General features: G+C 71.9%; 22 protein-coding genes. 11 read left to right on the top strand and 11 right to left on the bottom strand.

Annotation, left to right across the window (positions count from 1 at the left end; all coding sequences use genetic code 11):
- Nucleotides 1–22 precede the first annotated feature (22 nt).
- Both IEZ08_RS23740 and IEZ08_RS23735 read right to left on the bottom strand, forming a co-directional pair.
- Complete coding sequence (locus IEZ08_RS23740; RefSeq protein ID WP_068923410.1) at nucleotides 23–922, bottom strand: MurR/RpiR family transcriptional regulator; 900 nt, start codon at nucleotides 920–922, stop codon at nucleotides 23–25.
- Nucleotides 923–1,022: 100 nt separating this feature from the next.
- Nucleotides 1,023–2,681, bottom strand: a complete 1,659-nt coding sequence (locus IEZ08_RS23735; RefSeq protein WP_189242917.1) for a glycoside hydrolase family 3 protein — start codon at nucleotides 2,679–2,681, stop codon at nucleotides 1,023–1,025.
- A gap of 206 nt (nucleotides 2,682–2,887) precedes the next feature.
- On the opposite strand from IEZ08_RS23735, the gene IEZ08_RS23730 reads away from it, so the two are divergent.
- Nucleotides 2,888–4,468 carry a glycoside hydrolase family 10-like protein gene (locus IEZ08_RS23730; RefSeq protein ID WP_189242916.1) on the top strand — a complete coding sequence of 527 codons (1,581 nt, stop codon included), beginning with the start codon at nucleotides 2,888–2,890 and terminating at the stop codon, nucleotides 4,466–4,468.
- A 33-nt stretch (nucleotides 4,469–4,501) separates the two neighbouring features.
- On the opposite strand, the gene IEZ08_RS23725 is transcribed toward IEZ08_RS23730, so the two are convergent.
- On the bottom strand, nucleotides 4,502–5,479 hold the full coding sequence (locus tag IEZ08_RS23725) for an N-acetylglucosamine kinase (protein WP_189242915.1): 978 nt from the start codon (nucleotides 5,477–5,479) through the stop codon (nucleotides 4,502–4,504).
- A 169-nt stretch (nucleotides 5,480–5,648) separates the two neighbouring features.
- Here IEZ08_RS23725 and IEZ08_RS23720 point away from each other — a divergent pair, with 169 nt between their 5' ends.
- Nucleotides 5,649–6,911 carry an anhydro-N-acetylmuramic acid kinase gene (locus IEZ08_RS23720; protein WP_068923413.1) on the top strand — a complete coding sequence of 421 codons (1,263 nt, stop codon included), beginning with the start codon at nucleotides 5,649–5,651 and terminating at the stop codon, nucleotides 6,909–6,911.
- A gap of 5 nt (nucleotides 6,912–6,916) precedes the next feature.
- Here the strand turns inward: IEZ08_RS23720 and pgm are convergent, their stop codons facing one another.
- Nucleotides 6,917–8,554, bottom strand: a complete 1,638-nt coding sequence (pgm, locus tag IEZ08_RS23715; RefSeq protein WP_068923414.1) for a phosphoglucomutase (alpha-D-glucose-1,6-bisphosphate-dependent) — start codon at nucleotides 8,552–8,554, stop codon at nucleotides 6,917–6,919.
- Between the two features lie 211 nt (nucleotides 8,555–8,765).
- On the opposite strand from pgm, the gene IEZ08_RS23710 reads away from it, so the two are divergent.
- Both IEZ08_RS23710 and IEZ08_RS23705 read left to right on the top strand, forming a co-directional pair.
- Complete coding sequence (locus IEZ08_RS23710; protein WP_068923415.1) at nucleotides 8,766–9,728, top strand: helix-turn-helix transcriptional regulator; 963 nt, start codon at nucleotides 8,766–8,768, stop codon at nucleotides 9,726–9,728.
- A 153-nt stretch (nucleotides 9,729–9,881) separates the two neighbouring features.
- Nucleotides 9,882–11,498, top strand: coding sequence for a methyl-accepting chemotaxis protein (locus tag IEZ08_RS23705; protein WP_068928778.1), 1,617 nt, complete (start codon nucleotides 9,882–9,884; stop codon nucleotides 11,496–11,498).
- 9 nt (nucleotides 11,499–11,507) lie between these two features.
- Here the strand turns inward: IEZ08_RS23705 and IEZ08_RS23700 are convergent, their stop codons facing one another.
- Nucleotides 11,508–11,705 carry a hypothetical protein gene (locus IEZ08_RS23700; protein ID WP_068923416.1) on the bottom strand — a complete coding sequence of 66 codons (198 nt, stop codon included), beginning with the start codon at nucleotides 11,703–11,705 and terminating at the stop codon, nucleotides 11,508–11,510.
- A gap of 17 nt (nucleotides 11,706–11,722) precedes the next feature.
- Here IEZ08_RS23700 and IEZ08_RS23695 point away from each other — a divergent pair, with 17 nt between their 5' ends.
- Nucleotides 11,723–12,358 carry a hypothetical protein gene (locus tag IEZ08_RS23695; protein ID WP_068923417.1) on the top strand — a complete coding sequence of 212 codons (636 nt, stop codon included), beginning with the start codon at nucleotides 11,723–11,725 and terminating at the stop codon, nucleotides 12,356–12,358.
- Here IEZ08_RS23695 and IEZ08_RS23690 read toward each other — a convergent pair.
- Both IEZ08_RS23690 and IEZ08_RS23685 read right to left on the bottom strand, forming a co-directional pair.
- The gene (locus tag IEZ08_RS23690; protein ID WP_189242914.1) at nucleotides 12,351–13,199 is read right to left on the bottom strand and encodes an SAM-dependent methyltransferase; all 849 of its coding nucleotides are present in this window, start codon (nucleotides 13,197–13,199) and stop codon (nucleotides 12,351–12,353) included. The genes IEZ08_RS23695 and IEZ08_RS23690 overlap by 8 nt on opposite strands.
- A gap of 197 nt (nucleotides 13,200–13,396) precedes the next feature.
- The gene (locus IEZ08_RS23685; RefSeq protein WP_068923419.1) at nucleotides 13,397–14,008 is read right to left on the bottom strand and encodes an ATP-binding protein; all 612 of its coding nucleotides are present in this window, start codon (nucleotides 14,006–14,008) and stop codon (nucleotides 13,397–13,399) included.
- 152 nt (nucleotides 14,009–14,160) lie between these two features.
- Here IEZ08_RS23685 and IEZ08_RS23680 point away from each other — a divergent pair, with 152 nt between their 5' ends.
- Together IEZ08_RS23680 and IEZ08_RS23675 are read left to right on the top strand one after the other, a co-directional pair.
- Complete coding sequence (locus tag IEZ08_RS23680; protein WP_068923420.1) at nucleotides 14,161–14,397, top strand: DUF397 domain-containing protein; 237 nt, start codon at nucleotides 14,161–14,163, stop codon at nucleotides 14,395–14,397.
- 118 nt (nucleotides 14,398–14,515) lie between these two features.
- Complete coding sequence (locus IEZ08_RS23675) at nucleotides 14,516–15,421, top strand: Sco1979 family transcriptional regulator (protein ID WP_068923421.1); 906 nt, start codon at nucleotides 14,516–14,518, stop codon at nucleotides 15,419–15,421.
- A gap of 9 nt (nucleotides 15,422–15,430) precedes the next feature.
- On the opposite strand, the gene IEZ08_RS23670 is transcribed toward IEZ08_RS23675, so the two are convergent.
- Entirely contained in the window at nucleotides 15,431–16,054 is a 624-nt protein-coding gene (locus tag IEZ08_RS23670) for a TetR/AcrR family transcriptional regulator (RefSeq protein WP_068923422.1), read from the bottom strand.
- Between the two features lie 75 nt (nucleotides 16,055–16,129).
- Between IEZ08_RS23670 and IEZ08_RS23665 the strand changes: the two genes are divergently transcribed.
- From IEZ08_RS23665 to IEZ08_RS23655, 3 genes are all read left to right on the top strand, one after another.
- Complete coding sequence (locus IEZ08_RS23665) at nucleotides 16,130–16,990, top strand: SDR family NAD(P)-dependent oxidoreductase (RefSeq protein ID WP_068923423.1); 861 nt, start codon at nucleotides 16,130–16,132, stop codon at nucleotides 16,988–16,990.
- A 62-nt stretch (nucleotides 16,991–17,052) separates the two neighbouring features.
- A complete protein-coding gene (locus IEZ08_RS23660) occupies nucleotides 17,053–17,211 on the top strand; it encodes a hypothetical protein (RefSeq protein ID WP_176728488.1) in 159 nt (52 codons plus the stop codon).
- A gap of 3 nt (nucleotides 17,212–17,214) precedes the next feature.
- Nucleotides 17,215–18,654, top strand: coding sequence for a WS/DGAT/MGAT family O-acyltransferase (locus IEZ08_RS23655; protein WP_068923424.1), 1,440 nt, complete (start codon nucleotides 17,215–17,217; stop codon nucleotides 18,652–18,654).
- On the opposite strand, the gene IEZ08_RS23650 is transcribed toward IEZ08_RS23655, so the two are convergent.
- The 3 genes from IEZ08_RS23650 to IEZ08_RS23640 all read right to left on the bottom strand — a co-directional run bounded on the left by IEZ08_RS23650 (nucleotide 18,619) and on the right by IEZ08_RS23640 (nucleotide 19,980).
- Complete coding sequence (locus IEZ08_RS23650; RefSeq protein WP_068923425.1) at nucleotides 18,619–19,068, bottom strand: ATP-binding protein; 450 nt, start codon at nucleotides 19,066–19,068, stop codon at nucleotides 18,619–18,621. The two genes, IEZ08_RS23655 and IEZ08_RS23650, sit on opposite strands and share 36 nt — an antisense overlap.
- An 82-nt stretch (nucleotides 19,069–19,150) precedes the next feature.
- Nucleotides 19,151–19,432, bottom strand: a complete 282-nt coding sequence (locus tag IEZ08_RS23645; protein ID WP_189242913.1) for a DUF4031 domain-containing protein — start codon at nucleotides 19,430–19,432, stop codon at nucleotides 19,151–19,153.
- Nucleotides 19,429–19,980: a TetR/AcrR family transcriptional regulator gene (locus IEZ08_RS23640; protein ID WP_068923427.1), complete on the bottom strand. Its 552-nt coding sequence runs from the start codon at nucleotides 19,978–19,980 to the stop codon at nucleotides 19,429–19,431. Before IEZ08_RS23640 ends, IEZ08_RS23645 begins: the two co-directional genes overlap by 4 nt.
- Nucleotides 19,981–20,135: 155 nt before the next feature.
- Here IEZ08_RS23640 and IEZ08_RS23635 point away from each other — a divergent pair, with 155 nt between their 5' ends.
- Nucleotides 20,136–21,725, top strand: a complete 1,590-nt coding sequence (locus IEZ08_RS23635) for an MDR family MFS transporter (protein ID WP_068923428.1) — start codon at nucleotides 20,136–20,138, stop codon at nucleotides 21,723–21,725.
- The last annotated feature ends 13 nt before the right edge of the window (nucleotides 21,726–21,738 follow it).

The following is a 21,738-nucleotide window of genomic DNA, read 5'->3' as shown; positions in this document are numbered from 1 at the left end:
GGGGCAGTACGGCGGGGGCGGTTCAGGAGGACCGGCCCCGGCGGGGAGAGTCGGCCAGAAACCCGTCCAGGGCGTCACGGGTGGCCCGCAGGGCGGCGTCCGAGGTCTCGAAGGTGCGCTGGGCGACCCCGACGAAGACGCAGTCGACGATCAGCAGCTGGCTGATCCGGCTGGCCAGCGCGCCGGGGCGGAAGGCGGTCTCCCGGCCCGCGGAGATGAGGACGTGGTCGGCCAGCTCGGCCAGGGACGAGCGCGGGTTGTTGGTGATCGCCACGGTCGTGGCCCCGGCCTTGCGCGCGACGCGTACCGGTCCCAGCACGTCGGAGGTCTCGCCGGTGCAGCTCACGCCGACCACCACGTCGCCCTCCCGGACCAGCGCGGCGCTGGTGACCGCCAGGTGCGCGTCCGTGAAGGCGTGACCGGACAGGCCGATGCGCATGAGCTTCTGCGCCATGTCGATCGCCACCAGGCCCGACGCGCCGACCCCGTAGACGTCCACCCGCCGGGCGGCGGACACCGCCCCCACGACGGCGTCCAGCGTGTCGGGGGAGAGTTGCGCGGCGGTGTCGGCCAGCGCCTCCGACTCGGCCCGCGTCACCTTCGCGATCACGTCGGTGAGCGGGTCGTCGGGCGCCAGGTCGCCGGGGACCAGCCGTTCGGGGGCCCGGCTGGCGACCGCCGCGGCCAGCGCGAAGCGCAGCTGGGAGTATCCGGCGAAGCCGAGGGCCCGGGCGGTGCGCACGATGGTGGCCTCGCTGGTCCCGGAGACCGCGCTGAACTCGGTGATGGTGCTGCGGGCCACCATTCCCGGATCGTCGAGGATGCGGGCGGCGATGGCCTGGGCGGCGGGGGTGAGCGAGGGCAGGACCGCCCGGATCGTCGCCACGAGGTTCGTCGGGCTGGGGCCTTCGTTCTCAGTCATGCGCAACCCTCGTGACGATGGTCTCCGGTCGTGGAAGCGTGGCGCCCGGCGGGAACGCCGTGCTGGTCCACCGATTCCACCCTTCCATGTAGGGATCAGCTTATTTGCCACCGGTCAGCCAGCGCGCGACCACACGGGCGGAAGCCCGGGAGACACCATGCGTGGTGACATATACCGCTCCGACCGGCTCATCGGGAATCCCGGTCTCCACAACGATCGCGTCGGGCCGGAGCCGTACGGCCCGGGCCAGCGCCTCCCGGACCCAAGGGCGCCGCCCGGCGTCGTGGACGACCAGCACGACCGGCCGGCCGTCCGGCAGGGCGGGCAGCTCGGGCTCCCGGGCGGTGACGGTGTGCCCGGCCGTGCCGGGCAGCGTCTCGCGCAGCGCGCCCAGCAGGCCGGTGGGAGTGGCCGGATCGGCGGCGAGGTTGGGACGGGGGGCGATGTCGACGACGAACGGCGGAGCCGGGAGCGGGGGAGGGGGAGGGGGAGGGGGAGACCCGTCGATCCCCGGCTCCGCTCCCCGGAACGCGCCGTCCGCTTCCGCGGTCGCCGGGGTCCCCGTAGTCCCAGCGGTCTCAGCGGTCTCAGCGATCTCAATGGTCTCAGTCATCACGGTGGTCCTGGCGGTGGCCGCGGTCGCGGCAGGCCCGGGGACGACGATCCGCACGGCCGCGCGGGCGGCCTCCAGGCCGAGGGCCACCCCCTCCGCCCCGTCCTCGGAGCCGGAGCCCGGGGCGCTGCGGAGGTCCGCCCGCCCGGCGTGCCAGGCGGCCAGGGCCAGGACGCGGGAGGCGGCCTCGGCCAGGCGCTCCTCGGGGAGCCGTCCCGCGTGCACCGCCTCGACGATCGCGTCGCGCAGCTCGTGGACGTTCTCACCGCCGGGGGAGGAGACCCCCGTGCAGATCGCGTCCGCGCCTGCGGCCAGCGCGCGGACCGCGATCTCGCCGGGCGGGTGGAGGGCGGCCACGGCGCGCATCTCGATGGCGTCGGTGACCAGCATGCCGTCGAAGCCCAGCTCCTCGCGGAGCAGGCCGGTCAGGATCCGGCGGCTCAGCGTGGCGGGGGCGTCCGGGTCGAGCGCGGGGACCAGCAGGTGGCCGCACATCACCGCCCGGACCCCGGCCGCCAGCGCCGCGCGGAACGGCGGCAGGTCGCGCTCGCGGAGCACGTCGAGGGAGGCGTGCACGGCCGGCAGGGCGAGGTGGGAGTCGGTGACGGTGTCGCCGTGGCCGGGGAAGTGCTTGGCGCAGGCGGCCACCCCCGCGCCCTGCAGTCCCCGTACCCATGCGGCGGTGTGGCGGGCGGCGAGCGCCGGGTCGGGGCCGAAGGAGCGCACGCCGATCACCGGGTTGGCCGGGTTCGCGTTGACGTCCGCGACGGGGGCGTAGTCCAGGGTGATGTCCGCGGCGGCCAGGAGGCGGCCGATCGCCCGGGCGACCCCCTCGGTCCGCCCGGTGTCGTCGGCCACGCCCAGCGCCCGGTTGCCCGGGAACGAGCTGCCGGTCCCGGCCTCCAGCCGGGTGACCGACCCGCCCTCCTCGTCGACCGCGACGACCATGGCCGGGCTCTCCGCTCGCAGTGCCGCGACGAGCCCGGCCGTCTGGGCGGGATCGACCAGGTTCCTGGCGAACAGCACGACCCCGCCGAGGCCCTCGCCCAGGGCGCGGCGCAGCCAGCCGGGCGGGGCGGTGCCGTCGAAGCCGGGCTGGAGCACGGTCATGGCCAGCCGGGCCAGATCGGGACTGCTGTGCGGCATCGGTCGCCTTCCCGGCGGTCGTCTCCCCGGCGGTCGCCTCGCGGCGGGGCGCCTTCCCGCCTCCGGTGTCGTACGACGCCGCGGGCCGGGCGTCTGGCAGCAGGTTACACATCGATGACGCTTTCTTTCATCGGCATTGATGTGAATGTAATTTTCTGTCACCGCCGGCATCGGCGCCCTCGTCTTCGCCCCCCCCAGGAGTCCGCATGAGCTGCCCACCCACCCGGCGTACCATCCTGCGCGGTCTGGCCCTGGCCGCCACCGCGTCGGCCGTTCCGCTGCCCGCCCTCGCCTCGCCGCTTCCCGGCCGCGCCTCCTCGCCCTCCCCGGACCCCGCCGGGTACGTCCCGCCGCTGCGCCAGATGCGCGGCATGTGGATCGCCTCGGTGCTCAACATCAACTGGCCGTCCAAGCCGGGTCTCACCGCCGACGAGCAGAAGGCCGAATACCTCGCCTGGCTCGATCTCGCCCAGGCGCGCAGGCTCAACTCGGTCTTCGTGCAGATCCGGCCGACCGCCGACGCCTTCTGGCCCTCGCCGTACGAGCCCTGGTCGCAGTACCTGACCGGCACACAGGGGCAGGACCCCGGCTACGACCCGCTGGCCTTCCTGGTGGAGCAGACACACCGCCGGGGCCTGGCCTTCCACGCCTGGTTCAACCCCTACCGCGTGTCGATGCAGGGTGACCCGGCCAGACTCCACCCCGACCACCCCGGCCGCCGGCACCCCGACTGGATCGTCGCCTACGGCGGCAGGCTCTACTACAACCCCGGCATGCCCGAGGTCCGCGCGTTCGTGCAGGACGCCATGATGGACGCGGTCACCCGATACGACATCGACGGCCTGCACTTCGACGACTACTTCTACCCGGTCAACACCCCGGCCTTCGACGACAGCGCCGCGTTCACCCGGTACGGCCAGGGCTTCCCCGACCTGGCGGCCTGGCGGCGCAACAACGTGGACCTGCTGGTCCAGGAGATGCAGCAGCGGGTACGGCGGGCCAAGCCGGAGGTCGCCTGGGGCATCAGCCCCTCCGGCATCTGGCGCAACAGGTCCACCGACCCGCTCGGCTCGGACACCGACGGCGGCCAGTCCTACGACAACCTGCACGCCGACACCCGGGGCTGGGTCAAGAAGGGCTGGCTGGACTACATCGCCCCGCAGCTGTACTGGTACATCGGCCAGTCCAACGCCGACTACGCCAAGCTGGTCCCCTGGTGGTCCGACGTGGCGGCGGGCACCGGCGTGCAGCTCTGGATCGGCCAGGCGGCCTACAAGGCGGGCGCGGCCGGGCAGCCGGCCCCGTGGTTCCAGCCGGACGAACTCACCCGGCACCTGACGCTCAACCGGGACCACCCGGTGGTCGGCGGCGACATCTGGTACAACTCCGGCGACCTGCGGGCCGACCGGATCGGCTCGATCAGCACCGTCGTGGCCGACCACTACACCCGGCCCGCGCTCCCGCCGCTCCTGCCCCGCCTGGCGGACGGCCCGGCCCCGCGCCGGCCGGTCCTGGCATCGGCGCACATGACCGACGGGGGAGTGGAGCTGAGCATCGTCGCCACCGGCCGGACCCTCCCGTTCCAGTTCGCGATCTTCCGTCTGGACCGGAAGGCCCGCCCCGGCGACTTCGCCGACGCCCGCCACCTGGCCGCCGTCGTCCCCGCCGGCCGCCACGTCCGCTGGGTGGACCCGCAGGGCGCCAGGGGCGCGTACTACTACGTGACGGCCGTCGACCGCGTCAGCCGCCAGAGCCCTCCCGGCGGCGGCCGCCGAGTGATCGTCTGACCCCGCCCCGCCCCGCCCGCGCCCGGGTCAGGGTCAGGCGATCAGTTTGCGGTGGGCGGGCAGGGCGTCCGGGACGGTGCCGTGGAGGGCGAGGGCGGCGGCACCGGCGGCGCTGTCGCGGGCCGTCAGGAGGGTGCCGCCGAGATCGGCGCGGACCCGTGCGGCCAGCAGCGTCGGCTCCGTCAGCAGGGAACCCGCCAGTACCAGCGGCCCGGGACCGGGGCCGAGCGAGAGCGTGGTGGAGACGAGCCGGCCGGCCGCCTCCCGCACGATCTCCAGGGCCGCCGCGTCCCCCTCCCCGGCCGCCGCCTCCACCGCCGGGGCCAGCCGTCCCAGCCAGGCGGGTCCCACCTCGGCGATGCCTCCGTGGACCGCCTGGACGACCCGCTGAGTGGTCATGGGGGCGGCCGCACCACCGTGCCCGGCCGCGGCCTCGCGATCGGGCTCCTCCCGGAGGGCGACGTGCCCGGCCACCGCGTCGAGGAGCGCCGTCGGCCCGGCACGGCCGTCGAGGAAGGCCAGCACGGCCTGTACGGCCCGCCGCCCGATCCACACCCCCGACCCCGCGTCCCCCAGGAGCCACCCGTGCCCGTCGGCCCGGCGGGCGAGGCGACGGCCGGTGATCCGGGCGGCCACGGCCCCGGTGCCCGCGATCAGGACCGTTCCCGACGGTTCCTCGGTGGCCCCGGCGAAGGCGGCGAGCGGGTCGGGGACGATCTCGACCCGCCCGGCCAGCCCGCAGGCCCGCCATGCCTCGGCGGCCAGGATCCCGGCCCGTTCGCGCGCCGACTCCGAGCCCGCCAGAGCGAACACCCCGGCCGCCACCGCGCCGGGGGAGAGTCCCTCCAGCGCGGCCAGGAGCGCCGTGCGCAGGCTCTCTCCGGGATCGGCGGCCGACAGGATGTTGGCTCCCGCGCCGTACCCCCGCCCCGCCACCTCCCCGGACTCCGTCGCGACCACGCACCGGGTGCTCGTCCCGCCCCCGTCCACGCCGATGACCAGTGTCGTCACACCCGCTCCGTTCTCCGCCCCGGCCCGGGACGGCTTCGAGAGATCGCGCTCCGGGCCCGGAGAGCCGGCCGGGCCCCATTCTCGCGGACGGCACACGCCGCGGGCCCCGTCTCGGTAGATATCCTCCGGCCGACTATATTCGTGTGAAGGTTTTCTACAAGGAGCGGGCATGCGGGTGCTGGGCCTGATCTCGGGGACGTCCCACGACGGCATCGACAGCGCGGTCGTGGACTGGTCGCTCTCCGGCGGTGTTCTCACCGGCGTCGTCGAGCACACCGGCGCGGCGCCGTACGATCCCGCGCTCCGCGGGCGCATCGTCGCCGCGCTGCCGCCGAACCGGACCGGCATGGACGAGGTCTGCCGGCTGGACACGCTGATCGGGCGGGCGTTCGCCGACGCGGCGGCGCGGTGCCCGGCGGCCGATCTGGTCTGCTCGCACGGGCAGACCCTCTTCCACTGGGTGGAGGACGGCCGCGCGCACGGCACCCTCCAGCTCGGCCAGCCCGCGTGGATCGCCGAGCGGCTCGGCGTGCCGGTGGTCTCCGACCTGCGCGCGCGGGACGTCAGCGCGGGCGGACAGGGCGCGCCGCTGGTCTCCGCCTTCGACCTGCTCCTGCTGGCCGGGCTCCCGGGCCGGACCGGCGCGCTCAACCTCGGCGGAATCGCCAACCTGACCGTGCCCGCCGACCGGAACGCGCCCGCCGACCGGAACGCGCCCGGCGTGCCGGACGGGGAGCACGGCCCCGCGATCCCCCATGGCGCGTCCGCGGCGGCCTACGACACCGGCCCCGCCTCCGCGCTGATGGACGCCGCGGTGCTCGCCGCCACCGGCAGGCCGTACGACGAGGACGGCCGTCTCGCCGCGCGGGGGAAGGTCTGCGAGCCGCTGCTGGCGGAGCTGCTCGCCGAGCCGTACTACCGCCGCTCCCCGCCGAAGAGCACCGGCAAGGAGCTGTTCCACCTCGGCTACCTCGACCGGTTCGCCGCGCCGTACGGCCTCGGCCTGGAGGACCTGCTGGCGACGCTGGCCGCGCTGACCGCCGAGACCGCGGCCGCCGAGATCCGGCGGCACCGGCTGGACACGGTCGTCGTGTCGGGCGGCGGAGTCCGCAACCCGGTCGTCATGGGCATGCTGCGCGAGCGGGCCGGGACGGCGCGAACGGTCCCGAGCGACGAGGTCGGGGTGCCGTCCGACGCGAAGGAGGCGATCGCCTTCTCGTTCCTCGGCTGGATGACCGCGCACGGGCTGCCCGCGACGGTGCCCGGCTGCACGGGCGCCTCGGGGCCGCGTGTGCTGGGCGCGATCATCCCCGGCCGCGGGCCGCTGCGCCTGCCGGAGCCCGTACGGCAGGCTCCGGCCCGGCTCCGCCTCACCCGGAGGGGAGCCCGGCCGGATGAGGCCGCGGCCGGAAGGGACGCCCTCCACCGGTGACGTTCTCAGCCGAGTGACGCCGACACCAGTTCCCTGGCCGCCTTCTGCACCTCGGCCAGGTGCTCCGGGCCCCTGAACGACTCGGCGTAGATCTTGTAGACGTCCTCGGTGCCCGAGGGGCGGGCGGCGAACCAGGCGTTGTCGGTGCAGACCTTGAGTCCGCCGATGGGCGCGCCGTTGCCGGGTGCGGAGGTGAGAACCTGCGTGATCGGCTCCCCGGCCAGCGTGCCGGCGGTGACCTGCTCGGCCGAGAGCCGGGCGAGCACCGCCTTCTCCTCGCGGGTCGCCGGGGCGTCGACCCGGGCGTAGGCCGGGTCGCCGAACCGGGACACCAGATCCGCGTAATGCTCGCTGGGGGAGCGGCCCGTGGCCGCGATGATCTCCGCGGCGAGCAGGGCCAGGATGATGCCGTCCTTGTCGGTGGTCCACACCGAGCCGTCGCGGCGCAGGAACGACGCGCCCGCGCTCTCCTCGCCGCCGAAGCCGAGCGAGCCGTCCAGCAGCCCCGGTACGAACCACTTGAACCCGACGGGCACCTCGGCCAGCGGCCGGCCCAGATCGGCGGCGACCCGGTCGATCATGCCGCTGCTCACCAGGGTCTTGCCGATCCCGGCCCCGGCGGGCCAGCCGGGCCGGTGGGAGTAGAGGTAGGAGATCGCCACGGCCAGGTAGTGGTTGGGGTTCATCAGGCCGCCGTCGGGGGTGACGATGCCGTGCCGGTCGGCGTCGGCGTCGTTGCCGGTGGAGACGGCGAAGGCGTCGCGGCCGGCGATCAGGGAGGCCATGGCGTACGGGGACGAGCAGTCCATGCGGATCTTGCCGTCCCAGTCGAGCGTCATGAACCGCCACGTCGGATCGGTCAGCGGGTTGACCACCGTCAGGTCGATCCGGTGCCGCTCGGCGATCTCCGCCCAGTAGGCCACGCTCGCCCCTCCCAGCGGGTCGGCGCCCACCCGCACCCCCGCGGCCCGGATCGCGTCGAGGTCCAGCACCGAGGGCAGGTCGTCCACGTAGGCGGCCAGGAAGTCGTGGCGGACGGTCGTCTCCGCGGCCAGCGCCCTGGCCAGCGGGATGCGCCGGACCTCCTTCAGCCCGCCCGCGATCAGCGCGTTGGCCCGGTCCTGGATCCAGGAGGTGGCGTCGGTGTCGGCCGGCCCGCCGTGCGGCGGGTTGTACTTGAAGCCGCCGTCGCCGGGCGGGTTGTGCGAGGGTGTGACGACCACGCCGTCGGCGAGTCCGGCCGTACGGCCCCGGTTGCGGCTCAGGATGGCGTGCGAGACCGCCGGGGTCGGGGTGTAGCCGTCACGGGAATCGATCATGACTGTCACCCCGTTGGCCGCGAACACCTCCAGCGCCGACACCCGGGCAGGCTCCGACAGCGCGTGCGTGTCGGCCCCCAGGAACAGCGGCCCGTCCACACCCCGTGCCGCGCGGTACTCCACGATGGCCTGGCTGGTGGCGACGATGTGGTCCTCGTTGAAGGCGGCGTTCAGCGCCGAGCCGCGGTGCCCCGAGGTGCCGAACGTCACCCGCTGGGCCGGATCGGACGGGTCGGGATGCAGGGCGTAGTAGGCGGTCACCAGCCGGGCCACGTCCACCAGGTCGGACGGCCGGGCGGGCTGCCCGGCACGCTCGTGCGTCATCGGAATCTCCTTACCTCGTCCCGGGGAAGTGACCCGGGGAAGTCCCGGGAAACGCTACATACCCGGATTCATCGGATTCCGCGGGGCGCGCCGGTTTCGCGATGGGTGGTTCACCGCGCGATGGGGAAGCGACTCCGGGACGGGCCGTCCACTGGAGATGGACGATCCGATGCGGAAGGAAACGTTCCGCTGCGCGTGACATTCTTGGGTGATGGCGGACACCTCGGCGCGCCTGCTGCGCCTGCTCTCCCTGCTCCAGACCCCGCGTGACTGGTCGGGCCCCCAACTGGCCGAGCGGCTCGGTGTGACCACCCGGACCATCCGCAACGACGTGGAACGGCTGCGCGGCCTGGGCTACCCCGTCCACGCGACTCCGGGCGCCGCGGGCGGCTACCGGCTGGGCGCGGGCGCGTCCCTGCCGCCGCTGCTGCTCGACGACGAGGAGGCCGTGGCGGTGGCGGTCGGGCTCCGTACGGCCGCCGGAGGGTCGGTCGCGGGCATCGAGGAGACGTCGCTGCGCGCCCTGGCCAAGCTGGAACGGGTGCTGCCCTCGCGGCTGCGTCACCGGGTCGGTGCCCTGGCCGGCTACACGGTGCCGCTCTCCGGCGCGGGACCCACCGTCGGGGCGGACCTCCTGGCCGCCATCGCCGGGGCGTCCCGGGACCGCGAGCGGCTCCGGTTCGACTACGTCGGCCACGACGGAACGAGCGGTCCGCGCGAGGCCGAGCCCCACCGCCTCGTGCACGCGCGCGGCCGCTGGTATCTCGTGGCGTGGGATGTCGGGCGGGCCGATTGGCGCACCTTCCGGGCCGACCGGATCCGGCTGCGCACGCCCAACGGCCCCCGCTTCGCCCCGCGCGAGCCCCCGGAGGGAGGCTTCGCCGGTCACGTGGCCAAGGGTCTGGAGGCGGCCGTCTGGAAGTACTCCGTCCGGGTGACGGTCCGCGCGCCCGCCGAGGTGATCGCGGCGCGGGTGCCGCCGTCGGTCACGGTGGAGCCGGTCGACGAGCACACCTGCGTGGTCATCGCCGGATCCGACACCCCGCACATGCTCGCCCTCTATCTCGGCATGCTGGAGGCCGACTTCGAGGTCACCGGACCCCCTGAACTCGTCGAGATCATCCGTGGTCTGGCCGGTCGCTACGCTCGCGCGGTCGCCCCACCCTCCGGCTGAGCCGGGACCACCGCCCCCACCCTGAGCCGCGTGCTCACGAGTCGTGTGATAACAGTACGTGAGAGAAATGTTACAGATATGTGTCGTGATTCCTCAACCGCGCCGCTCTGCCACCGATGGAGGGAACGGTAAACCCGGATGAAGGACACAATCATGATCACACTGCTCCGCAGAGTCAGGCTCCGCACCCGTCTGCTCGCCGCCTTCGGAGTCCTGTTCGCCATGCTGGCCACGATGGCGGCCGTAGGCGCCCACCAGGCCGACTCACAGCGGCAGGTCACCGAGCGCATGGGGCGGTTGCAGACCCTCACCCGTGAAGTCATGGAGCTGAAGTTCCGTGACGCCGACGTCAGCGGCTGGCAGGTCGCCTACGCGTGGGACGTCCCGCTCATCGGAGGCAGGGCCGCGACCGAGGCGAGCTCGGTCAACCGCAAGGGCTTCCTCGACTCGGCCGCCGCCCTGGAGAAAGACCTGGCCCGGGTCCACACGGAGTACATGTCACCGGGTGAGGAGGCGCTGTTCGAGGAGATCGCCGAGCAGTTCCGGATCTTCCTCGACCATGACGCCGAGGTCGTGAAGGCGTTCCGGAAGGACACCGAGGCCGGGATGAAGGAGGGCAACGCGATCATCCTGGGTGAGGGCTACAACGCCTACTACAAGATCCTGGAGGCGACCGACAAGCTCATCGGCTCGGTGAAGACCCGTGCGGACGCGGCCCACAACGAGGCCGGGAACGCCGCCGCGGACTCCCGTACCACGATGCTGGTGGGCGTGGCCCTGGCGCTGGTCGCCGCCGTGGCGCTGGCCCTGCTCATCACCGCGAGCGTGGTGCACCCGGCGCGGGAGGTCGTCGAGGGGCTGCGCACCGTGGCCCGGCGCGACCTCTCACAGTGCCTGCCGGAGCAGGGCAAGGACGAGCTGGCGCAGATGGCGCGGGCGCTCAACCGGGCGACCGCCGCGATCCGTGAGGCGCTGACCGGCGTCGGGGAGCGCACCGACACCCTGACCGCCTCCGGCAACCAGCTGGCCTCGCTGTCGGAGCGGCTGGACACCCAGGCGACCGACACCAGCGGGAAGGCGGACGAGGTGTCCCGCTCGGCCAGGGAGGTGTCGGCCAACGTCACCACCCTCGCCGCGGCCGCGGAGCAGATGAACGCCGCCATCGACGAGATCGCCCGCAACACCAGCGTGGCGGCGGGCGTGGCGGGCGACGCCGTCAGCAGCGCCCGGGCCACCTCCCGGACGGTGGGACACCTCAGTGAGGCGAGCGAGGAGATCGGGCAGATCGTCAAGACGATCACTTCGATCGCCGAGCAGACGAACCTGCTGGCACTGAACGCCACCATCGAGGCGGCCCGCGCGGGTGACGCCGGCAAGGGTTTCGCGGTGGTGGCCGGTGAGGTCAAGGACCTGGCCCAGGAGACGGCGCGGGCCTCGGGAGACATCATCTCCAAGATCGCCGCGATCCAGGAGGAGACCTCGCGGGCGACGGCGGCGATCGCGGAGATCTCCGAGATCGTCGAGCGGGTGTCCGAGATCCAGGCGACGATCGCCGCCGCGGTCGAGGAGCAGTCGGCCACCAGCAAGGAGATCAACCGAAGCGTCACCGAGCTGGCCGGGGGCTCCGAGCGGATCGCCACCACCATCACCGACGTCGCGGAGACGGCCGCGTCCACGACCGGCGAGGCCAACGCGACCCGGCACGCCTCGTCGGAGCTGGCGGCGATGTCCGGTGCCCTGCAGGAGATCGTCTCCTCGTTCCGCTACTGAGACGTTCCGCTACTGGGGCGTTCCGCTGCCGGGCTCCGTGTTCCCCTCCGCGTCCGTCGACCCGGCCTCGGCCAGGCGGGCGCGGAGCCGCTCCCGGATCTCGTCGGGTGTGTAGGCACGGCGGCGGCGCTCCGCCCGGGCGATCACCACACCGGTCGCCGCCACACCCGCGACTCCCGCCAGACCGAGTATCTTCCACCACCGCATATCCCTAGAGTAGAGGAATGCCCGCTACGAGCATCAGCCTGGACGAGGCGCTGAACCTGACGCGGACCGGTGACGTGTGGCTGTTCCGCGGGCGTTCGGTGCCCGACCGGGCGATCCAGACCGTGACCAACAGCCCGGTCAACCACGTCGGCATGTCCGTCGTGATCGAGGACATGCCCCCGCTGATGTGGCACGCCGAGCTGGGCCGTTCGCTTCCCGACATGTGGGCGGGGACGCACCAGCGCGGCGTCCAGCTGCACGACCTGCGCGAGGCGGTCTGCGTCTGGGCCACCAGGTACGGCCAGCGCGGCTGGCTGCGCCAGCTCGAACCACAGGTCACCGCGGAGATGGAGGACGCCGTCCTGCGGACGATCGCCCGGCTGGACGGCACGCCTTTCCCCTCCACGGCCCGGCTCGCCGGCCGGTGGCTGCGCGGCCGGGCGCCCAGGCTCCTGAGGCGCAGCGCCGAGGAGAGCGCTCTGGAGAGCGCCTACTGCGCCGAGGTCGTGGCCGTCACCTACGAGGAGATGGGGCTGCTGCCCGGCGGTCGCCGCCCGAACTGGTACGACCCGGGCCGCTTCTGGAGCGGGGACGATCTCGAACTGCAGGGCGGTTTCCGGCTCGGCGGGGAGATCACCGTAAAGATCACGTGAGCGCCGGGTGCTCCCGCGGGCGGCGGGGCTTGCGGCCGACGCCGCCGACCACCCACGTGGCGTCGGGCCGGTGGGGGGTCTCCTCGCCGGGGCGCCACAGGGGGGTGTAGACGACCCCGGGCTCGACGAGATCGAGGCCGTCGAAGAAACGCTCGACCTCGGCCTTCGTCCGGAGGTTGCCGCGCCTTCCCCCGGTGATCGTGCCCTGCGCCTGGTAGACGGCGGCGAGCTTCGCCGTCTTCTCGGGGCACAGGTCCGAGACCGGGTGGGAGAGCGCCAGGTAGCTGCCCGGCGCGATCGCCTTGCGCAGGTGGGTGACGATGTGCGTGGCCAGATCGTCGTCGGGGACGCAGTGCAGGACGGCGAACAGCAGGATCGCCACGGGCCGGTCGAGGTCGATCACCGAGGTGAGGCCGGGGTGGGTCAGCAGCGCCGCGGGATCCCTGGCGTCGGCCTCGATGACCACCGTCCGCTCGTTGTCCTGGAGCAGCGCCTGACCGTGGACCACGGTCATCGGGTCGTGGTCGACGTAGACCACCCGGGCGTCGGGCGCGACGGAGTGGGCGATCTCGTGCACGTTGCCCTGGGTCGGCAGCCCGCAGCCGATGTCGACGAACTGCCGGATTCCCGCCTCACCGGCGAGGAAGCGCACCGCCCGGCGGAGGAAACGCCGGCCCTCCCGCGACAGCGCGGGCAGTTCCGGGGCGATGGTCAGGGCGTGTTCGGCGGCTGCCCGGTCGGCGGCGAAATTGTCCTTCCCGCCGAGGAAATAGTCGGCGATCCGGCTCTCGTTCGGAATCGTGGTGTCAAGCTTCGCACGCTCCGGCTCCAGAGCCGCCATCGCGTTCTCCGTTCAACCGACTTCAGGTCTCAGCGGAGAATATCCGTTTTCACATCATTCATGGTGGGACTTGGAAAGGATTGGGCCGAACGGTCTTTCCGGGAATACGTACGGTGACGCCCCGGAAACCGTGTGGTGATCGAGGGTGCGGAGGCCCTGGAGGGGATGCGGCCAGGGGCGGTGGCCAGGGGCGGTGGTCAGGGGCAGGGTTCCAGCCGCCGCTCGCGCGCGGGAGAGGAGGGAGAGATGGTGAACGCCGCCCACACGGCCTTGCCCCGCGTCTGGAGGGGGGACCAGCCCCACGTGTGGCTGATCCCCTGGATGACCTGGAGGCCGCGGCCGTTCTCCGCCTCGTAGTCGGGGTCCCGGAGCTGAGGGCCCCGCGGGCTGGGGTCGGTGACCGCGCAGACCACGGAGCGCTCCGTGCGGCAGATCATCACCTTGACCGGCTCGGCGGAGCGTACGGAGGCCGGATCGTCCGCGTCGTCCGCGTCGTCCGCGTCGTCCACGCCGTGGCGCACGGCGTTGGTGACCAGTTCGGAGACGACGACGGCGGTGTCGCCTATCAGGTGTTCCAGCGCCCAGGCCCGCAGCGACGTGGAGGTGAACTCGCGGGCGGCCCGGGCGGCGTACTGGTCGTGGTGGAGGTTGCGCACCGCCAGCTGCAGGTGTCCGGGGCGATCGTCCTCACCGGGCTCATCCGGAACCCCGTTCGGCAGGAGTGCCTGGTCGAGCAGCGACAACCATCGCTCCCAGTCGCCGATCTCGGCCGGGACGGAAGCGAGCTCATGCCTCTGGAAACCAGTCATCAGCGACCCTGGGGGGAGACGGCGATCGCGTAACGGGGTGTTCGCTTAGTTATCTTGCACGTGCGGCTATGGAGACGCAAGTACGGATGCACGTGCAGCTGCACAAAGCCTATGCTGATCACAACGTTTCCTGCTGGCTCGGGAGGGTGAGGATGGATCGGCTCGGCAACGGGGTGCCGGCGTCTCTGCTCGGGGCGGTCGCCTGGCGGAAAAGCCGTTTCAGCAACCCCAGCGGCAACTGCGTGGAACTGGCGCGCCTCCCCGGTGACGGGATCGCCATGCGGAACTCGCGTGATCCTCAGGGGCCCGCGCTGATCTACACGCGTGGTGATGTCGAGGCCTTCATTCACGGTGTGAAGAACGGGGAATTCGACGATCTGGCGGACTGAAATGATTGAAGAATAAAGTTCTATCTGGTCGATTCCGAGTGATCGGAGTACCGTAAGGGGTCGCGACGACCACGATGAGTGGGCAGAGGTTCGCAATCCGCGCACGAAGGACTGCTCAATGATCGCATCCCCCGCCCGGCAGGACCCGACCACCCCCGTCTCGATGACCCAGATGCAGGGCAGCTCGACGGTGCTGAGGATCGTGATCGGAACGCAGCTCCGCCGCCTGCGCGAGGAGCGGCACATCACCCTCGACGAGGCGGGCCGCGCGATCCGCGCGTCCCACTCGAAGGTCAGCCGGATGGAGCACGGCCGCGTGAGCTTCCGGGTCAGGGACGTGGCCGACCTCCTCACGCTGTACGGCGTGGAGGGCGAGGGCGAGCGCTCCGCGCTGCTGTCACTCGTCGAGCGGGCCAACCGGCCCGGCTGGTGGCACAACTACAGCGATGTCCTGCCGTCCTGGTTCGAGACCTACGTCGGCCTGGAGCAGTCCGCCGCCATCATCCGCAACTACGAGGTCCAGTTCGTCCCCGGCCTGCTGCAGACCGAGGAGTACGCGCGGGCGGTGATCCTGCTCGGCTTCCCGGACGCCTCCGAGGAGGAGCTCCGGCAGCGGGTGCGGCTGCGCATGGCGCGCCAGCGGCTCCTGTACGCCGCCGACCCGCCCCACCTGTGGGTGGTGCTGGACGAGGCGGCGCTGCGCCGTCCGCTCGGCGGCCCCGAGGTGATGCGCGACCAGCTCGACCACCTCCTGCAGATGCTCGACCTGCCCAACGTGACCATCCAGATCGCGCCGTTCAGCATGGGCGGTCACGCCGCCGCCGGGGGCCCCTTCAGCATCCTGCGCTTCTCCCAGCCCGACCTGCCCGACGTGGTCTACATGGAGCAGCTCACCAGCGCCGTCTACCTGGAGAAGCGCAACGAGGTGGATCGCTACCTCGAGGTGATGGAGCGCCTGTGCATCGACGCCGAGCCCGCCGCGAAGAGCGGAGAGATCCTCACCCGGATCCGCGGGGAGCTGTGACCGCGAGGACTACGGGGACATCGCCCGCCGGGCTTGCTCCGGGCTGAGCGGGGGTTCGGGCAGCGGGCTGGGTTCGGGGGTCCGCAGACCGTCCAGGAGCAGGGCGAGGTGGCGGCGCCAGAGGCGGGGCGCGATCGCCGCCGTGGCCTCGACGGTACGGGCGTGGCCCCAGACCACGAAGACCATGTCCTCCAGCGTCACATCGGGACGTAACGTGCCGCTCTCCTGCGCCCGTGCGACGATCCGCCGCATGAGCGCGTAGCCCTCGGCCACGGCCTCCTCGCTCGCGGCGGCGTAGGGCCCGCGCTCGGAGGCCAGGGCGTTGTAGCCCAGGTCGGCGGCCTGCATCTCGCACACTCCCGTCAGGAAGCGGACCAGGCCGTCCCACGCGTCCGGCATGTCCAGCGCCTCCTCCGCGAGCACGCGCGTGGCCGCCACGCGGTCGGCGAAAACCGCGTCGATCAGGTCGGCCCTGCCCGGGAAGCGGTTGTAGAGCGTGCCGATGCTCACCCCCGCGCAGCGGGCGATCTCCTCCAGTGGGACGTCGAGCCCCCGTTCGGCGAAGAGCTCCCGGGCCGCCGCGACGAGCAGGTCGCGGTTGCGCTGGGCGTCCTTGCGCAGCGGTTTCGCCATATCCGCAGCCTACCTACTTGAGGGCACCCTCAACTTCCCCTTAATCTGAGGAAGACCTCAACTTGTGGAGGACCGATGAGAACGATCGTCATCACGGGCGGCACCGACGGCATCGGCCGGGGACTCGCCCTGCGCTACCTGGCGGGAGGGGAGCGGGTCGTCGCCGTGGGCAGCGACCCCGGCAAGGGCGGGCGCCTCCTGCGGGAGGCCGTACGGCTCGGCGCCGGCGAACGGGCCGAGTTCGTCCAGGCCGACCTCGGCTCGGCCGCCCGGTCGCGGGCCGTCGCCGCCGAGCTCGCCGACCGGCATCCGGTCCTGGACGCCCTCGTCCTGGGGGCCTACCGCTACAACCCCCGCCGGATCCGGACCGCCGAAGGGCTGGAGCAGACCTTCGCCCTCTACGTCCTCAGCCGCCACCTGCTGGCCGAAGGGCTGCGCGGATCCCTGGAACGCGCCCCCGGCACCCCGGTGATCCTCAGCCTGTGCGGGGTGGGCGGGATCACGGCCGGGACGATGCGCTGGGACGACCTGCAGCACGAGCGGGCGCCGTACCGGGCCGGAAGGGTGACCATGCAGGGCGCCCGGGCGAACGACCTGCTGGGCGTGTCGTTCGCGGAGCGGCACGCGGGCGGGCGGACCCGCTACGTCCTCTACAACCCCGGGTTCGTCGCGACCGGGATGACGCAGTCGCTCCGGCAGCCCATGCGCGGTCTGACGAAGGCGATGGCAGCCCTGTTCGCCCAGCCGGTGGACAGGGCCGTGGGCCCGGTCGCCGCCCTCCTGGACGACCCGCCGACGGAACCGCTCAGCGCGTTCCTCCGGGGCCGGCCGGTGCGCCTCGACCGTCCGGAGTTCGACCCCGCGAACGCGGCCCGGCTGCACACGGCCCTGCTGTCCCTGCCGGGGGAGGCGTTCCGGGATGGCACCCGGGGGTGAGAACTTTCTCCCGTGCGCGGGAACCCGGTGTACGAAGCGGATAATCCGGGCAGTGCTCTCCGGTGCGTCAGTTGATCGGCGAGATCTTCACCATCCTGATCGCGTTCGGGCTCATCGGTCTGGCAGTGCTGGCCATCGCGGCGATCGGGCTGATCGTCCTCGTGGTGACGGCCGTGTTCACCGGACGGGAGAAAGACGGAGCACAGACCCCCGGGAGGTAGGCCATGCGTCAGCTCAGCGCGCTGGACACGCAGTTCCTGAACCTCGAGACCGCGACGAACGTCGCGAACATCGCCGGTCTGGCGATCCTGGAGGGCGGGCTGACCCGGGGGGACCTGCTCTCCCTGATGGCCGGCCGGCTCCACGTGGCCGAGCCCTTCCGGCAGCGGCTCGTCTCGGTCCCCTTCGGCCTGGACCATCCGTACTGGACCGAGGATGACAAGATCGACCTCGACTACCACGTGCGCGAGCTCGCGCTGCCCGCGCCGGGCAGCGACGAGCAGCTGGGGGAGCAGGTGTCCCGGTTGCACGCCCGCCGGCTCGACCGGCGCCGCCCGCTGTGGGAGATGTACCTGATCCATGGCCTCGCGGGCGACAGGATGGCCCTCTACATCAAGGTCCACCACGCCGCGGTCGACGGCGTCACCGGTGCCGGCGTGCTCGCCTCGCTGCTGGACACCTCACCCGAGCCCGCGCAGCTCCCGCCCGCGCAGCCGGCGGCCGGGCCGCCCGAGCGCGTCGGCGCATCCGAGATGATCGCCCGGGGCGTGGCCAAGGCCGTCGTCAACCCGGCGAACACGTTCAGGTTCCTCGTCGACGCGGTCCCCCACCTCGACGAGATCCCCGTCGTCTCCCAGGTGCCCGGCGCGGGCCTGGTCTCTCGCGTCACCCGCGGCCTGGCCCACCGCCTGACCGGCAGGGTCCCGGTGCCCGCGCTGCCCAGGATGAGCGTGCCGCGCACCCCGTTCAGCGGGCGGATCAGCGCTCACCGCAGGTTCGCCTTCGCCGCGCTCTCGCTCGACGAGGTCAAGCAGATCAAGAACGCCTTCGGCGTGACGGTGAACGACGTGGTGATGACCATCTGCGCGGGGGCGCTGCGGCAGTGGATGCTCAAGCACGACGCCCTGCCGGACCGGCCGCTCATCGCCGGTGTGCCGTTCTCCCTGCGCACCCCGGGGGACGAGAGCGCGGGCAACCAGGTCACGATCATGATCGCTCAGCTGGCGACGCAGATCGCCGATCCGGTGGAGCGGCTGAACGCCGTGCGGGACGCGATGGCAATGATCAAGGCCCGCTCGTCGCTCGCCCCGGCCCGCTGGCTGCAGCAGGTCAGCGACGTGATGCCCTCAGCCCTGACGGGGCTGGCGGCCAGGGCCGCCTTCAACCTGTTCGCCGAGACCGCCGGGCCGATCAACTTGATCATCTCCAACGTCCCCGGCCCGCAGATCCCCCTCTACGTCTGCCGTTCGCGGCTGCTGTCCTACTATCCCGTCTCGGTGATCACCGACGGCAGCGGCGGTCTCAACATCACCGTCTTCTCCTACGACGGCTCGCTGGACGTCGGCGTGATCGCCTGCCGGGAGATGGTTCCCGACGTGTGGACGATCACCGACTATCTCCGCGACGCCCTATCGGAGCTCAAGCTCATCGCTGAGCAGCAGTGACTCGCCGGGGGCGTCCTCGTCGAACCGGAGTTCCTTCTCCAGGCAGACGATGGAGCCCTTCTCCTCGCGCTTGTCGAAGCGGATGTTGTCGGCCAGCGCTTCCATGATCATCAAACCGCGGCCCGACTCGGCGTTCGGAGGGGCCTGACGGGCTCCGGTGAAGTCGAACCCCTTCCCCTCGTCCACGACCTTGATCACGCAGCGGTCGTGGCAGAGCTCGGTCCGCACGGTGTAGTCGTCGCTGGAGGCGGCGTGTTTGATCACATTGGAGCACGCCTCCGAGAGCATGAGCTGGATGTCCTCGCGGATCTGCCGCTGCACGCCCAGAGCGTCCAGCGCCGAGTCCAGCATCTGCCTGATGACCGGAACACTGGCGGCGTCGCGCGGCAGGCGCAGTGCGATCGTGGCTTCCACAGTCCCCTCCTTCACGGCTGGCTCATAGCCCTTCCCGTGGTGGAGACACCCATGCGGATGCATAACGATTTAAGGACGAACTTTACCAGCGGTGGGTTGAGGGACGGATTCTGCGCCTGCGCAGGCCCGCGGCGGTGAGGCGGGTGACAAGCTCGCGCGAGGACACCGCCTCGGCGCCCAGCGCGATCGCCCGTTCGTAGACGGTCTCGGGCACGTCGTAGTGGTCGCGGTCGAAGGCCCGGGGCGGCACGCCCAGCGCGGCGGCGAAGGCGTGCAGCTCCTCGACGGAGACGTCGCTGACCAGATGGGACCAGAGCAGCCCGCGCGGGCCCGGCCAGTTGGGCGGATCGATGAGTACGCTCACCGCCGGGCGAGCTCCAGTGCGACCTCCAGGCCGGCGGTCTGGCGTTCCTCGTCGGTCATGTCGTCGTCCTTGAGCAGGAACCAGGCCGCGTGCAGGGCGAACAGGGCCATGGAGCTCCGCAGCCGGACGGTCGCGGGGTCGCCGGGGTCGACGAGGAAGGCGAGGAGGTCCAACATCTTCGCGCGGGCCTTCTCCATCACCGGGTGGTTCTTCAATGAGGTCTGGTTGCGCTCGAAGAACCGCATGATCTCCCGGTGCCGGCTGCGGTGCAGCTCGTCGGCGTAGCGGCGGATAAGCTCGCGCCGCGTCTCGTCGGTGCGCGGCTGGGCAGCGGCCCAGGCCGCCAGCTCCTCGACGCTGCGCAGCCGGTCCTCGGCCAGGCTGGTGACGATGTCGTCCTTGGTCTTGAAGTGGTAGTAGAGGGCGGCCTTGGTCACGCCGAGGGCCTCGGCGATCTCGCGGAGCGAGGTCGCCTCGTACCCCTGATCGGTGAAGAGTTTCAGGGCGATGTCCTGGATTCGGGTACGGGTGTCGGCCTGGTCCCTCATGACGCTCGCACGCTTCTCTCTGCTCGGATCTCTCTGCTCGGAAATCTGCTTGACGGCCGGCAAGTAAGTGCCTACCTTCTTAGCATATCGGACACTTGCCGGTCGGCAAGTAAGCAAGATCGACTAACTGGTGACCATCCCTGGGGGCGACGGAAGTGAAGGAAACCGCACCGGCACCGGGGCGGCGGCGCGAAGTCATGGTCGTGCTGCCGGGCCTGATGCTCGCGATGGTGCTGGCCATGCTCGACAACATGATCGTCGGGACCGCGATGCCCCGCATCGTCGGCGAGCTCGGCGGCATCTCCCACCTCTCCTGGGTGGTCACGGCATATGTCCTCGGCACGACCGTCTCCACCCCCATCTGGGGGAAGATCGGCGACCTGTACGGCCGGAAGAACATCTTCCTGATCTCCATCGTCATCTTCATGGTCGGATCGGCCCTGTGCGGCATGGCCGGGTCCGAGCCGCTCGGCGGTCCCGAGGGAGGCATGACCCAGCTCATCGCCTTCCGCGCCTTCCAGGGGCTGGGCGCGGGTGGCCTGATGGTCAACGCCATGGCGATCATCGGCGACCTGGTCCCGCCCCGTGAGCGGGGACAGTACCAGGGCCTGATGGCCGGGGTGATGTCACTTTCCATGATCGCCGGCCCGCTCGTCGGCGGGTTCATCACCGACCACCTCGACTGGCGCTGGGCCTTCTACGTGAACCTGCCCATCGGGTTCGTCGCCCTGGCCCTGCTCGCCGCCAGGCTCAAGCTGCCCAGGCTCCGCACCGAGCACCGCATCGACTGGCTCGGCGCGACCCTGCTCTCGATCGGCATCACCGCGCTGGTCCTCATCACCACCTGGGGCGGGAACGAGTACGACTGGACCTCGCCGCAGATCCTCGGCCTGGCCGGGCTCGCCGTGGCGACCCTGGCCCTGTTCGTCCCGGTCGAGCGCCGCGCCGCCGAGCCGATCCTGCCGCTCGGCCTGTTCGCCAACCGCAACTTCACGCTGATCTCGCTGATCGGCTTCCTGCTCGGCTTCGCCATGTTCGGTGCGATCAACTTCCTTCCGCTGTTCCAGCAGATCGTCCAAGGTGCCTCGGCCACCGACTCCGGCCTGCTCATGCTGCCGATGATGGGCGCCGCCATGGTGATCTCCCTCTTCGTCGGCCGCGCCATCACCACCACGGGGAAGTACAAGACCTACCCGATCGCCGGCGGCGTCGTGATGGCGATCGGCATGTGGCTGCTGTCACTGATGGACGTCACCACCCCCTCCTGGCAGACCGGAGTCTTCATCGCGGTGCTCGGCGCGGGAATGGGCTTCCTGATGCAGACCACCATGCTGATCGCGCAGAACAGCGTGGAGCAGAAGGACCTGGGCGTCGCCAGCAGCACCTCCACCTTCTTCCGCTCCATCGGCGGCTCGTTCGGCGTCTCCCTGTTCGGCGCCGTCTTCAACAACCAGCTGACCGACGGCATGACCGCCAGGTTCGGCGCGGAGGGGGAGAAACTCGCCTCAGGAGGCGGCCAGTTCGACCCCGCCGCCCTGGAGGAGCTGCCCGCCCCCGTCAAGAGCGGATTCCTGGAGGTGCTGGCCGCCTCCATCGCCGACGTGTTCTGGTGGGCGATCCTGTTCGCGGTCGTGGTCCCGCTGCTGGCCGCGTTCGTCAAGGAGATCCCGCTGCGCGGCGGCCCCGGTCAGGGGGACGGGCCGGACGCGGAGGCCGCGCCCCCGGTCCCGGCCGCCCTGGACTGAACCGCGGCCACAT

Source organism: Planobispora rosea, from assembly GCF_014648175.1.
GTDB classification, from domain to species: Bacteria; Actinomycetota; Actinomycetes; order Streptosporangiales; family Streptosporangiaceae; genus Planobispora; species Planobispora rosea.
This window is presented reverse-complemented; position numbering and strand designations above follow the sequence as displayed.

Bases quoted from the DNA above. Each gene is read 5' to 3' on its own strand.
- IEZ08_RS23740 (WP_068923410.1), bottom strand. From the start codon at position 922: ATGACTGAGAACGAAGGCCCCAGCCCGACGAACCTCGTGGCGACGATC.
- IEZ08_RS23735 (WP_189242917.1), bottom strand. From the start codon at position 2,681: ATGCCGCACAGCAGTCCCGATCTGGCCCGGCTGGCCATGACCGTGCTC.
- IEZ08_RS23730 (WP_189242916.1), top strand. From the start codon at position 2,888: ATGAGCTGCCCACCCACCCGGCGTACCATCCTGCGCGGTCTGGCCCTG.
- IEZ08_RS23720 (WP_068923413.1), top strand. From the start codon at position 5,649: ATGCGGGTGCTGGGCCTGATCTCGGGGACGTCCCACGACGGCATCGAC.
- pgm (WP_068923414.1), bottom strand. From the start codon at position 8,554: ATGACGCACGAGCGTGCCGGGCAGCCCGCCCGGCCGTCCGACCTGGTG.
- IEZ08_RS23710 (WP_068923415.1), top strand. From the start codon at position 8,766: ATGGCGGACACCTCGGCGCGCCTGCTGCGCCTGCTCTCCCTGCTCCAG.
- IEZ08_RS23705 (WP_068928778.1), top strand. From the start codon at position 9,882: ATGATCACACTGCTCCGCAGAGTCAGGCTCCGCACCCGTCTGCTCGCC.
- IEZ08_RS23700 (WP_068923416.1), bottom strand. From the start codon at position 11,705: ATGCGGTGGTGGAAGATACTCGGTCTGGCGGGAGTCGCGGGTGTGGCG.
- IEZ08_RS23695 (WP_068923417.1), top strand. From the start codon at position 11,723: ATGCCCGCTACGAGCATCAGCCTGGACGAGGCGCTGAACCTGACGCGG.
- IEZ08_RS23690 (WP_189242914.1), bottom strand. From the start codon at position 13,199: ATGGCGGCTCTGGAGCCGGAGCGTGCGAAGCTTGACACCACGATTCCG.
- IEZ08_RS23685 (WP_068923419.1), bottom strand. From the start codon at position 14,008: ATGACTGGTTTCCAGAGGCATGAGCTCGCTTCCGTCCCGGCCGAGATC.
- IEZ08_RS23680 (WP_068923420.1), top strand. From the start codon at position 14,161: ATGGATCGGCTCGGCAACGGGGTGCCGGCGTCTCTGCTCGGGGCGGTC.
- IEZ08_RS23675 (WP_068923421.1), top strand. From the start codon at position 14,516: ATGATCGCATCCCCCGCCCGGCAGGACCCGACCACCCCCGTCTCGATG.
- IEZ08_RS23670 (WP_068923422.1), bottom strand. From the start codon at position 16,054: ATGGCGAAACCGCTGCGCAAGGACGCCCAGCGCAACCGCGACCTGCTC.
- IEZ08_RS23665 (WP_068923423.1), top strand. From the start codon at position 16,130: ATGAGAACGATCGTCATCACGGGCGGCACCGACGGCATCGGCCGGGGA.
- IEZ08_RS23655 (WP_068923424.1), top strand. From the start codon at position 17,215: ATGCGTCAGCTCAGCGCGCTGGACACGCAGTTCCTGAACCTCGAGACC.
- IEZ08_RS23640 (WP_068923427.1), bottom strand. From the start codon at position 19,980: ATGAGGGACCAGGCCGACACCCGTACCCGAATCCAGGACATCGCCCTG.